The organism is Dyella sp., from assembly GCF_035685805.1.
Lineage (GTDB): Bacteria > Pseudomonadota > Gammaproteobacteria > Xanthomonadales > Rhodanobacteraceae > Dyella_A.
Genome location: NZ_DASSAB010000012.1, coordinates 22723 through 34461, shown reverse-complemented (window position 1 = coordinate 34461; position 11739 = coordinate 22723). Strand labels below are relative to the sequence as shown.

At 69.4% G+C, this 11739-nt stretch carries 10 protein-coding genes; 5 read left to right on the top strand and 5 right to left on the bottom strand.

Going from position 1 to position 11739, the window contains the following annotated elements; translation table 11 throughout:
• Positions 1-1772: DNA translocase FtsK (locus tag VFG40_RS02300; RefSeq protein ID WP_414649228.1), on the bottom strand; the 1772-nt coding region annotated here is incomplete at its 3' end.
• A gap of 171 nt (positions 1773-1943) precedes the next feature.
• Positions 1944-3002 carry an alanine dehydrogenase gene (ald, locus tag VFG40_RS02295; RefSeq protein WP_324894475.1) on the bottom strand — a complete coding sequence of 353 codons (1059 nt, stop codon included), beginning with the start codon at positions 3000-3002 and terminating at the stop codon, positions 1944-1946.
• Between the two features lie 216 nt (positions 3003-3218).
• Here ald and trxB point away from each other — a divergent pair, with 216 nt between their 5' ends.
• The 4 genes from trxB (at position 3219) to aat (ending at position 7444) form a co-directional block, all read left to right on the top strand.
• The gene (gene trxB / locus VFG40_RS02290) at positions 3219-4175 is read left to right on the top strand and encodes a thioredoxin-disulfide reductase (protein ID WP_324894473.1); all 957 of its coding nucleotides are present in this window, start codon (positions 3219-3221) and stop codon (positions 4173-4175) included.
• A gap of 115 nt (positions 4176-4290) precedes the next feature.
• Positions 4291-5547, top strand: coding sequence for a DUF2254 domain-containing protein (locus VFG40_RS02285; protein WP_324894471.1), 1257 nt, complete (start codon positions 4291-4293; stop codon positions 5545-5547).
• 8 nt (positions 5548-5555) lie between these two features.
• A complete protein-coding gene (locus VFG40_RS02280) occupies positions 5556-6719 on the top strand; it encodes a GNAT family N-acetyltransferase (protein WP_324894469.1) in 1164 nt (387 codons plus the stop codon).
• Positions 6716-7444 (top strand): leucyl/phenylalanyl-tRNA--protein transferase, encoded by a 729-nt coding sequence (gene aat / locus VFG40_RS02275; protein WP_324894467.1) that lies wholly within the window; start codon positions 6716-6718, stop codon positions 7442-7444. The genes VFG40_RS02280 and aat overlap by 4 nt, the downstream gene beginning before the upstream one ends.
• 52 nt (positions 7445-7496) lie before the next feature.
• Here aat and VFG40_RS02270 read toward each other — a convergent pair whose 3' ends face one another.
• From VFG40_RS02270 to ispG, 3 genes are read right to left on the bottom strand one after another with little or no spacing between them, the layout of a single operon-like run.
• Positions 7497-8327 carry an aldo/keto reductase gene (locus VFG40_RS02270; protein ID WP_324894465.1) on the bottom strand — a complete coding sequence of 277 codons (831 nt, stop codon included), beginning with the start codon at positions 8325-8327 and terminating at the stop codon, positions 7497-7499.
• A 52-nt stretch (positions 8328-8379) separates the two neighbouring features.
• Positions 8380-9078 (bottom strand): class I SAM-dependent methyltransferase, encoded by a 699-nt coding sequence (locus tag VFG40_RS02265; protein WP_324894463.1) that lies wholly within the window; start codon positions 9076-9078, stop codon positions 8380-8382.
• Positions 9079-9086: 8 nt separating this feature from the next.
• Positions 9087-10346 (bottom strand): flavodoxin-dependent (E)-4-hydroxy-3-methylbut-2-enyl-diphosphate synthase, encoded by a 1260-nt coding sequence (gene ispG / locus VFG40_RS02260; protein ID WP_324894461.1) that lies wholly within the window; start codon positions 10344-10346, stop codon positions 9087-9089.
• Between the two features lie 157 nt (positions 10347-10503).
• Between ispG and VFG40_RS02255 the strand changes: the two genes are divergently transcribed.
• Positions 10504-11706, top strand: coding sequence for a sensor histidine kinase (locus tag VFG40_RS02255; protein ID WP_324894459.1), 1203 nt, complete (start codon positions 10504-10506; stop codon positions 11704-11706).
• Positions 11707-11739 lie beyond the last annotated feature (33 nt).

Sequence of the window (11739 nt, the reverse complement as noted above, 5' to 3'; positions counted from 1 at the left end):
TGAATTCCGCTCGCTCGCGCTTTTTGCGCCAGCCTGGCAATCAACTCTTCGACCTTCTTGCCGACGATCATCATCATGTCGGCGAGTTCGTCGATGATCACGACGATGTACGGCAACGTCGTGAGGTCGGGAATCTTCGATTGGTCGAGCGTCGGGTCGTTCGCGGCCATGGCCGTCATGACCGGATCGCGGATCGGCTTGCCGGCGTCGATCGCGTCCTTCACCTTGCGGTTGAAGCCCGAAATGTTGCGCACGCCGAGCGCGGCCATGAGCTGGTAACGGCGCTCCATCTCCGCCACGCACCAGCGCAGCGCGTTGGCCGCCTCCTTCATGTCGGTGACCACCGGCGCGAGCAGGTGCGGGATGCCCTCGTACACCGAGAGCTCCAGCATCTTGGGGTCGATCATGATCATGCGCACGTCTTTGGCGCTGGCCTTGTACAACAGGCTCAGCACCATGGCGTTCACGGCCACCGACTTGCCCGAGCCGGTGGTGCCGGCCACCAGCAGATGCGGCATCTTGGCCAGGTCCACCACCACCGGCTTGCCGCCGATGTCCTTGCCCAGCGCCAGCGCCAGCGGCGACTTCATCTGGTCGTACTTGTCCGAGCGCAGGATCTCGGAGAGGTAGACGATCTGCTTGCGCGTGTTGGGGATCTCCAGGCCGATCACGTTCTTGCCGGGGATCACGTCGACCACGCGCACGCTCACCACGGAGAGGCCGCGGGCGATGTCCTTGTCCAGGCTCGATACCTGCGAGCCGCGCACGCCGGCGGCGGGTTCCAGCTCGAAGCGGGTGATCACCGGGCCGGGATACACGCCCACCACCTTGGCCTCGATGCGGAAATCCTTGAGCTTGAGCTCGACCTGGCGCGAGAGCACTTCCAGCGTTTCTTCGGAATAGCCGGGGCCTTGCGGCGGCGCTTCGTCCAGCAGCGACAACGGCGGCAGCTCGCCCGGCTGGGCGGCGCCGACGAACAGCGGAATCTGGGTTTCCTGCCGGGCACGATCGCTCTTCACCACCGGCGTCGGCGGCGCCTCGATGCGCACCGGTTCGCGCCGGGCCTGCTTGATCGCCTCGGCCTTCTTCACCACCTCGCGTTCGCCGCGGGCCTGACGCGCTGCCATCACCTCGGGCGCCTTGCGCATCTTGCCGCTGAGCCAGCCGGCCAGCTGCAGCACACCCTGTCCGGTCCAGTCCATCAGGCGGAACCAGGACAGCCCGGTCGCCAGCGTCACCGCGATCAGAAACAGCGCCAGCAGCAGCAGCGGCGCGCCGGTGGCACCGAAGGCAGAAAGCAGGCCGTGCGCCACCCAACGTCCGGTGATGCCGCCGGCGCCTTCGGGCAGGATCACCGCGTCACCCAGGTTCAACCAAGCCAGGGCGGGCGCGGTAATGAAGAAAAAGACGAAGCCGATCAGCCGCAGCGACGGCTCCCACGGGTGCACGTTGCGTTCGCCGCGGTGGCGCAGCACCTGTACGCCCAGCACCAGCAGCAGCAACGGGAAGCAGTAGGCGATCAGCCCGAAGATGTAACGCAGCAGGTTGGCGATGTTGGCGCCCACCGCACCGCCGAAATTGTGCGCGTGCTCCACCGTGCCGACGTGGCCCCAGCTCGGGTCCTGGTCGTTGTAGCTGAACAGGCAGACCAGCAGGTACAGCGCCAGCGGCAACAGCAGCAGCGCGCCCGCCTCGCGCAGACGGCGTTTCACCTCGTCGCTCAGGGCCGGCCTGGGGGTCTTTTCTTTCTTTGCGTTCGCGCTTCGCGCCACCGGTGGGGGCTTCCCTGATTGATGCTCCAGCCAAGTCTACACAGGCGGCGAAAGCGGCAGAAGATTGACAGGTCGCGCCGGCAAGCGCCGGTGCGCGCATGAAAAAGGCCGGGTCGTGGCGACCCGGCCTCGATCTTGCCTGCCGCGGCGACTTGCCCGTCGCCGGAGCGGTCAGCCCTGCAGGGCCGGATGCACCAGCTGACCGCCGTCCACGTTGATGCCGGCCCGCAGGGGAGCGAAGTCGCGCCACTCGTTGCCGGCCGCCAGGCGCTGCACGTACGGCAGGATCGCCGCCGAGATCGCCACCGACGAGGTCTGCGGCACCGCACCGGGCATGTTGGTCACGCAGAAGTGCGTCACGCCGTGCACGTCGTAGGTCGGCTCCTTCCAGGTGGTCGGGCGCGAGGTCTCGAAGCAGCCGCCCTGGTCGATCGAGATGTCGACCAGCACCGAGCCCTTCTCCATCGTCTTGATCATCGCCTCGGTGACCACGCGCGGCGCCTTTGCGCTGGGGATCAGCACGGCGCCGACGACGAGGTCGGCATCGCGCACTTCCTCGGCCACCGACGACTCGTACGCGTACAGCGCGGTGACGTTCGCGCCCAGCTCCATCATCTCGGCCAGGCGATCCTGGCGCTTGTCGAACACCACCACGCGGGCGCCGGCAGCAGCGGCCAGCGAGGCGGCGGCCTTGCCCGCGGCACCGCCGCCGAGCACCACCACCTTGCCGCGCGAGGTCGAGGCCATGCCACCCAGCAGCTTGCCCTTGCCGCCCTGCGGACGGTGCAGCAGCGTGGTGCCGATCTGGGTGGCGATGCGGCCGGCGATCACCGACATCGGCAGCAGCAGCGGCAGGCCGCCGTTCTCTTCCACCGACTCGAACGCCACGCCGGTCAGGCCGATCTCGAGCAGGCTCTTGGTCAGCTCAGGCTCGGCCGCCAGGTGCAAGTAGCAGAACAGCAGGTGGTGCTTCTTCAGCAGGGCCAGGTCACCGGCGATCGGCTCCTTCACCTTGACGATCAGCTCGCCCTTCTCGTACAGCGTCGCGGCGTCCGGCACCACGGTGATACCGGCCTTGCTGTAGGCCTCGTCGGCGAAACCGCTCTTCTCGCCGGCGCCCGCCTGGATGAAAACCTCGTGGCCACGCAGCACCAGATCGGCGGCAGCGGCGGGCACCAGGGCAACACGACCCTCGAGGGTCTTGGTTTCGGAAGGAATACCGATACGCATGGGGAAGCAGTCCTGTGGAGTTCGTCTTGCCCGGCGTCTATCGGCGCAGGGCGGGGTTGGGAAGCCGGTGCCGAACGCTTGAATCGGGCCTCGTGCTTCCCCATCCTTGCGGATTCGGAGCGCCGCTCCCGCCGTTTCGTTCCCGTCGCGACCATGTGCCTCTGGCGGGGGGATCGAAAGCGATCAAAGCTGTTCAGCAAACCCAAGGATTATCACATGTCCGCAACGCCCAAGCACAGCCGCCTGCTGATCCTCGGCTCCGGCCCGGCCGGCTACACCGCTGCCGTGTACGCCGCCCGCGCCAACCTCAAGCCGACCCTGATCACGGGCCTGCAACAGGGCGGTCAGCTGATGACCACTACCGACGTGGACAACTGGCCCGGCGACGTCGAAGGCCTCCAAGGCCCGATGCTGATGCAGCGCATGGCCGAACATGCCGAGCGCTTTCATACCGAGATGATCTTCGACCACGTGCACGTGGTGGACCTCAAGCAGCGCCCGTTCCACCTCAAGGGCGATTCGGGCGAGTACACCTGCGACGCGCTGATCATCTCCACCGGCGCCACCGCCAAGTACCTGGGGATCGCCAGCGAGGAGAAGTTCAAGGGCAAGGGCGTGTCCGCCTGCGCCACCTGCGACGGCTTTTTCTTCCGCGAGCAGGACGTGGTAGTGGTCGGCGGCGGCAACACCGCGGTGGAAGAGGCGCTGTACCTGTCCAACATCGCCCGCAAGGTCTACCTGGTGCACCGCCGCGACACGCTGCGGGCGGAAAAGATCATGCAGGACAAGCTGTTCGAGAAGGCCGCCGCAGGCAAGATCGAGCTGGTCTGGAACCACACCATCGACGAAGTGCTGGGCGACGACTCCGGCGTCACCGGCGTTCGGGTGAAGGCGGTCGACGGCGAGGCCACGCGCGACATCGAGGCGACCGGCTTCTTCGTCGCCATCGGCCATACGCCGAACACCGGCATCTTCCAGGGCCAGCTGGAGATGCACGACGGCTACATCAAGACCCACAGCGGCCAGAACGGCATGGCAACGATGACCTCGGTGCCCGGCGTATTCGCCGCCGGCGATGTGGCCGATCACGTCTACCGCCAGGCGATCACCTCGGCCGGCTTCGGCTGCATGGCCGCGCTGGATGCGGAGCGCTGGCTGGACCAGCTGGCCTGATCCGGGCCAACGCCTATGGGGTTGCGTCGATGGCGCCGGCGGCCGCAGCGGCGTCGCCCGGGGACATCGGCGGCGGCGGCGGGCACAATGGTTCGATGAACACGGAGTGCCCGGCATGAAAGCACACTGGCGGCTCTGGCTCGTCGGCATCACGCGGCGGCTGTGGTTCCGCTCCACCCTCTACGGGGCCGGCGCGGTGGTCACCGCACTGCTCGGCGCTGTCGCCAAGCCGCTGCTGCCGCACGGGATCGCCGCGCAGATCGGCGCCTCGGCGGTGGGCAACATCCTTGGCATCCTTGCCTCGAGCATGCTGGCGGTCACCACGTTCTCGCTCTCCACCATGGTTGCCGCGTACGCGGCGGCCAGCAGCAGCGCCACGCCGCGGGCGGCCACGCTACTGATCGAGGACTCTGCCGCACAACGCGCACTGGCGACGTTCGTGGGCGCGTTCCTCTTCAGCATCGTGGGGTTGATCGCCCTGAGCACCGGCATCTACGGCGACAGCGGCCGCCTGATCCTGTTCGGCGCCACGGTGCTGGTGATCATCATGATCGTCGGCACCCTGCTGCGCTGGATCGACCAGCTCTCGCGACTCGGTCGCGTCACCGAGACGATCGACCGGGTCGAGGCCGCCACCCGCAAGGCGATGGCGAAGATGATCAAGCAGCCGTGGCTGGGCGCACAGCCATACGTGCCGCCGCCGGAGGGCGCGGTCGCGGTCGAGAGCCGCAAGGTCGGCTACGTGGCCTACATCGACGTGGAGCGGCTGCAGTCGGTTGCCGAGCGCGAGAAACTGCAGGTATGGGCGGAAGTGGCGCCGGGCAGCTTCGTGGCGCCCGGCCGGCCGGTGGCGCGCCTCGCCGCGCCGGTGGACGAGGACATCGCCCACGCGCTGGCCGAGGCGTTCGTGATCGACGACACCCGCAACTTCGAGCAGGACCCGCGCTTCGGCATCATCGTGCTGACCGAGATCGCGCAGCGGGCGCTGTCGCCGGCAGTCAACGACCCGGGCACCGCGATCGACATCATCGGCACGGTGACGCGCCTGCTCAGCCAGTGGGCGCGCGACCGGCTTGAAGGGGGCGAGCAGGAAATCCTCCACGACCGCGTGTTCATGCGGGCGCTGCTGGAGAGCGACTACTTCGATGACATCTTCACGCCGCTGGCGCGCGATGCCGCTCCCTTGCTGGAGGTCTCGATCCGCCTGCAGAAGTCGCTCGCCACGCTGGGGCAGATGGGCTATCCGCCCTACCGCAGCGCGGCGTCGGCGCACGCCGAACGCGCGCTGGCGTTCGCCGCGGACAAGGCGCTCCTGGCGAACGACATGGACCGGCTGCGCGCGCTGGCGCGCTGGTGCCAGCCGCCCGCATGACGGCCGTGATGCACACGCTCGAAGCGCGCTTCCACGACGCGGTGGACCAGATCGACGCGCGTGCCTGGGACGCCCTGCGGCCGGACGACAACCCATTCGTCTCCCACGCGTTCCTCCGCCTGCTGGAAACAACCGGCTGCATCCGCCCTGCGTGGGGCTGGCAGGCACATCACCTGGGCCTGTACGAGCAAGGCGCGCTGGTGGCGGCGGCGCCGCTCTACCTCAAAGGCAATTCGCACGGCGAGTTCGTCTTCGACTGGAGCTGGGCAAGCGCATGGGAACGCGCCGGTGGCGAGTACTACCCCAAGCTGCTCAACGCGGTGCCCTATTCGCCGGTGAACGGGCCGCGGCTGCTGGCGGCAGGTGCCGGCCCGGTCCGCGCCGCGCGCAAGCAGGCGCTCGCCAGTGCCCTCGTCGGCGAGGTGGATCGACTCGGGCTCTCGTCGGTGCACGCGAACTTCCTGCTAGCCGACGACCTGCCGGCGTTCGACGACCGCTGGCTCGCGCGCTCGGACGTGCAGTTCCACTGGCACAACCGCGGCTATGCGGACTTCGACGATTTCCTCGCCGCGCTGACGCACAAGAAGCGCAAGAACATCCGCCAGGAGCGCGCGCAGGTGGCCCGCAGCGGACTTCAGATCGAGCTGCGCGGCGGCGCCAGCCTCGGCGCTGCCGAGTGGCGACGGGTGCACGCGCTGTACGAGGCCACCTTCGAGGCAAAGGGCAACCACGCCGCGCTGACGGAGGGGTTCTTCCTCGCGCTGGGCGACGCGCTCGGCGACGCCGTCACCGTCGTGCTTGCCCGCCACGGCGACACCATCGTGGCGATGGCGCTGCTGATCCAGAGCAGCACCACGTTGTACGGGCGCTACTGGGGCGCCAGCGTGGAGGTGCCCGGGCTGCATTTCGAGCTGTGCTACTACCGCGGCATCGAGCACGCGATCCGGCATGGCCTGCAGTGCTTCGAGCCCGGCGCCCAGGGCGAGCACAAGCTCGCGCGCGGGTTCCTGCCGGTGCGCACGCAATCCCGGCACTATCTGGCCCACCCGGAATTCCGACGCGCCGTGCGCGACGCGCTGGCGCATGAGGCGGCTTCGGTGGACGACTACGCCCGCGAGCTGGCCGCGCACAGTCCGTATGCGCACCCGGCCGAGGCTTCCGCCACGCCATGATCCGGCTGCCGCTGCTCGACCACTGGCCGCCGGATCACTTCCCGGCCCCGGCCCAGGCGCTGGACGAACCGCCGGGACTGCTCGCGTTCGGCGGCGACCTCTCGCCGCTGCGGCTGCGCGCCGCCTATGCGCTGGGGATTTTTCCCTGGTTCAACGACGGCGAGCCGATCCTGTGGTGGTCGCCCAACCCGCGCTGTGTGTTCCGCACCGACGCGCTGCGTCGACCGCACCGTTCGCTGCGACGGCTGCTCGCCCGCTGCGACTGGACGATCACCGTGGACCGCGCGTTCCGCCCCGTGATGCAGGCCTGTGCCGAGCCGCGCGACGGCCAGCCCGGCACCTGGATCAGCCGCGACATGATCGAGGCCTACGACACGCTGCACCGCCTCGGCCACGCCCACAGCGTGGAGGTGTGGCAGCACGGACGACTGGTGGGCGGCATCTACGGCGTGATGTCGGGTCGGCTGTTCAGCGGCGAATCGATGTTCAGCCGCGAGAGCGGCGGTTCCAAGGTGGCCCTGCTGGCACTGGCCCGACAGCTGCACGGCTTCGGCGTACCGCTGATCGACGCGCAGGTGAGCAACCCGCACCTGCTGGGCCTGGGTGCGGTCGAGATGCCGCGCACGCAGTTCCTCGCCGAACTGGCCGCGCTCTCGACCCAGCCGGTGGATGCCGCTGCCTGGGCGCCAACCCAGGTGTGGCAAGCCTGCGACCTGCTTAGCTGACGGCTGCCGCCGGCGCTCCCCTCCCTCGCCCGCGCCAGCGGCGACCGGGCACTCAGCTGAGCTGGTCGGGGTGCGGGCCGATCCGGTGATCGCCGTCCAGCGCGGCGAGTGCGTGCATGTCGGCCTCGTCCAGCTGGAAGTCGAACACGGCGATGTTTTCGCGGATGCGGCTGGGCGTCTGCGACTTCGGAATCACCATGTGGCCGCGCTGGACATGCCAGCGCAGCGCGATCTGCGCGGCGCTCTTGCCGTGCTTGCCGGCCAGTTGCACCAGCAGCGGATGGCGCAGCAGCTCACCGCCCTGCCCCAGCGGGCTCCAGGCCTCGCTGACGATGCCGTGGCGGGCGTTGAACGCCACCAACTCGCGCTGGGCAAAGTCCGGGTGCAGCTCGATCTGGTTCACTGCCGGCGCCGTCCCCGTCTCGGCCAGCAACCGCTCGATATGCGCGGGCTGGAAGTTCGACACGCCGATCGAGCGCGCGCGGCCTTCCCCGCGCAGCTGTTCAAGCGCCTTCCAGGAGTCCACGTAGCGGTCCTTCGCCGGCACCGGCCAGTGGATCAGGTAGAGGTCGACATACTCGGTGCCGAGCTTGCGCAGGCTCTCGTCGAACGCACGCAGCGTGCTGTCGAAGCCCTGCTCGCTGTTCCACAGCTTGGTGGTCAGGTGCACCGCGTCGCGCGGCAGGCCCGAGCGGGAAATGCCCTCGCCCACGCCACGCTCGTTGCCGTAGATGGCGGCCGTGTCGATGGCGCGGTAACCGCACTCGAGCGCGGTGGCGACGGCGGCGCTGGCGGCGGCGTCATCGATCTGCCAGACGCCGAAACCCAGTTGCGGCACCTGCCGGCCGTCGTTGAGATCAAGCATGGGGACGTGCGGATTCATGCGCTGCTCCTGCAAGGGGGAATGCAGAAACTGGCGACGCAGGCCCGCGCGATCAACCCATGGGCGCAGGCTCCGGCAGCAGCGTGAACAGCACCGACGTCGGGCGGCCCGTGTCGGGGTGCAGCGGCTCGGCCAGCTCGGCCAGCTGCAGCCGGGCCTGCGCAAAGCTCGCCATCCAGCCGCCCATCGTGCGGAAGTACCACGGCGCCGGCGCGGCGAACCCGTCGCCGCAGCCGGCCCACGAGCCCTCGCGCCAGCCATCGCGATACGGCGCCTCGCCGCACGCGGACCACGGGTGCAGCGTCTGGATCAGCAACGCGCCGCGTGGATGCAGCAGCGTCGGGATCGCACGCAACAGCGCATCGACGGAATCGCCGCCGATCAGCGAGAAATTGCACACCACCACGTCGGCGCGGGCCTCCAGTGCGCCGGCGGCGACGGCCGCGTAGTCGCAGGTGATCGCACGGCACCCGGCGATGCCGGCGGCGCTGGCCACCAGCTCGGGCACCGCATCGACGCCGAGCACGCCCACGCCACGTTCGGCCAGGGCGCGCATCAGCCAGCCCTCGCCGCACCCCAGGTCGATCACGTGGCCCGGCCGACGCGCCAGCACGGCGTCCACGATGGCGGCATCGGTGACCCGCCGACGGCTCTCGATGACACCTTGGCGAACCGCCCGCGTCCACGGTGCCGCGTTGCGGTGCCAGGCCTCGACGATGGCCTGCTCGGCGCTGGCGTCGGCCTGGCGCATGCGCGGTGTCAGTCCGCGCGGGCGCGGTAGTGCGATCGCACGTAGTCGTCGACGATGCCCACGAACTCGCTGGCGATGTTGTCGCCGCGCAGCGTGGTGGCCTTCTCGCCATCGATGAATACCGGCGCGGCCGGCGCCTCGCCGTTGCCCGGCAGCGAGATGCCGATGTTGGCGTGCTTGGACTCGCCCGGTCCGTTGACGATGCACCCCATCACCGCCAGCGTCAGGTTCTCCACGCCGTCGTACTTGGTCCGCCACAGCGGCATCTGTTCGCGCACGTGGGCCTGCACCGTCTTGGCCAACTCCTGGAAGAACTCGCTGGTGGTGCGGCCGCAGCCCGGGCAGGCGGTGACCAGCGGAGTGAACGCACGCAGGCCCATCGTCTGCAGCAGCTCCTGCGCCACGATCACCTCGCCGGTGCGCGCGCCGCCGGGTTCGGGCGTGAGCGAGATGCGGATGGTGTCGCCGATGCCTTCCTGCAGCAGCACCGCGAGTGCGGCGGCCGAAGCGGTGATGCCCTTCGAACCCATCCCGGCCTCGGTCAGGCCCAGGTGCAGGGCATAGTTGCCGCGCGCAGCGAGGTCCCGGTAGACCGCGATCAGCTCCTGCACGCCGGACACCTTGGCCGACAGGATGATGCGCTCGCGCGGCAGCCCGATCTTCTCGGCCAGCGCGGCCGAATCCAGCGCCGAACGGATCAGCGCCTCGCGCGCCACGTGGGCGGCGTCCCAGGGCTGCGCGCGGTTCGCGTTCTCGTCCATCAGCGTGGCGACCATGGCCTGGTCCAGCGAACCCCAGTTGGCGCCGATGCGCACCGGCTTGCCGTACTCGATGGCCTTCTCGATGATCGCGCCGAACTGGGCGTCTTTTTTCCTGCCGAAGCCCACGTTGCCCGGGTTGATGCGGTACTTGGCCAGCAGCTCGGCGCAGGCCGGCTCGGCCTCCAGCAACTGGTGGCCGTTGTAGTGGAAGTCGCCGATCAGCGGCACCTCCACGCCCATCATCTGCAAGCGCTCGACGATCCTCGGCACCGCGGCCGCAGCGGCCGGCGTGTTCACCGTGATGCGCACCAGCTCGGAGCCGGCGCGGGCCAACTCTGCAATCTGCTTCGCGGTGCTGGCGGCGTCCTCGGTGTCGGTGTTGGTCATCGACTGCACCACCACCGGCGCGCCGCCACCGACGGTGACCTTGCCGATCTGCACCCCCACGCTGGGACGACGCGGCTCGGGCTCGGCGGGACGGGGGGCGGAGGGGGAAAGTTCGCTCATGGGGACCGGAATGACGGCTGCCGCAGGGAGTCGCGGCGAAGCGTCAAGGATAACCGAAGCCCTCCCGCGCACCCCAGCGTGCGACGGGTTCGCACACGCCTGCGGGTGCGCCCCCGACGTCACGTCGTGCACGCATCGGCGGGCATAATTTGCCGTCATGTCGAATTCACCTGCTCCCGAAACCGCAGCCGAGCTGTCCGTCATCGATTCCCACCGGATCGAGATGCTGCGCAGCTACGGCGTGCTGGACGCGATACCCGAGGCCAGCTTCGACGACATCACGCTGGTGGCCGCCAGCGTCTGCCAGACGCCGGTCGCGCTGGTCAGCCTGGTCGACAACGACCGCCAGTGGTTCATGAGCGAGCGCGGGCTCGGCCGTCGCGAGACGCCGCTCAGCCAGTCCTTCTGCGCCCACACCATCCTGCAGGAGGACGTGCTGGTGGTGCCGGATACCCGCCTGGATGCGCGCTTCGTGGACAACCCGCTGGTCACCGGCAACCCGCCGTTGTGTTTCTACGCCGGTGCCACGCTGCGCTCGCCCGACGGCGTGGCGCTGGGCGCGCTGTGCGTGCTCGACCACCGGCCCCGCCAGTTGCGCCCGCATCAGCTCGACAGCCTGCGCGCGCTGGCCCGCCAGGTGGTCAGCCAGCTGGAGCTGCGCCGCACGCTCACGCTGGCGCGCGCCTCGGGGGACTACCGCGGGCGGATCATGGCGATCGCCGGCCACGACCTGCACACCCCGCTGCGTACCGCCGTGTACGCGCTGGAGAAGCTGCGCCGCGGCGATGCCGAGGAGCCGGCGCGCCTGATGCAGTTGGCACAGGACGCGCTGATCGAGATCGGCAACGACTTCGACGATCTGGCCGCGCTGTCGGGCAATGACGAGGTCACGGCGCTGCCGACCACCATCGACCTGCCGCTGGAGGACATCCTCCATCCGGTGCTGCTGCGCTGGCGGCGCCAGGCCCGGATGAAGGGGCTGCGGCTGCGTGCGGTGCCCAGTTCGCTGATCGTGCACAGCCATCGCGCGCTGCTCTCGGCGCTGGTCGGCAACCTGGTCGGCAACGCGGTGAAGTACACCCACGCCGGCTCGGTGCTGGTGGGCGCGCGGCGGCGCAACGGCCAGGCCGTGATCACCGTGGCGGACACCGGCATCGGCATGGACGAAACCCAGGCCGCGCAGATGTTCGGCGCCTTCCAGCAGGTCGACGCCCGCAGCGAGGGCCTGGGCCTCGGGCTGTGGATCGTGCGGCGCACGGCGGACACGCTTGGCTACACGGTGCAGGTGCGCTCGCGACCGGGCCATGGCAGCTGCTTCACCGTCACCGTGCCGCTGGCGAAGACGCCCGGCACCGGGTGAGCCGAAGGTTTGCCGCGACGACGCGGCGACCGC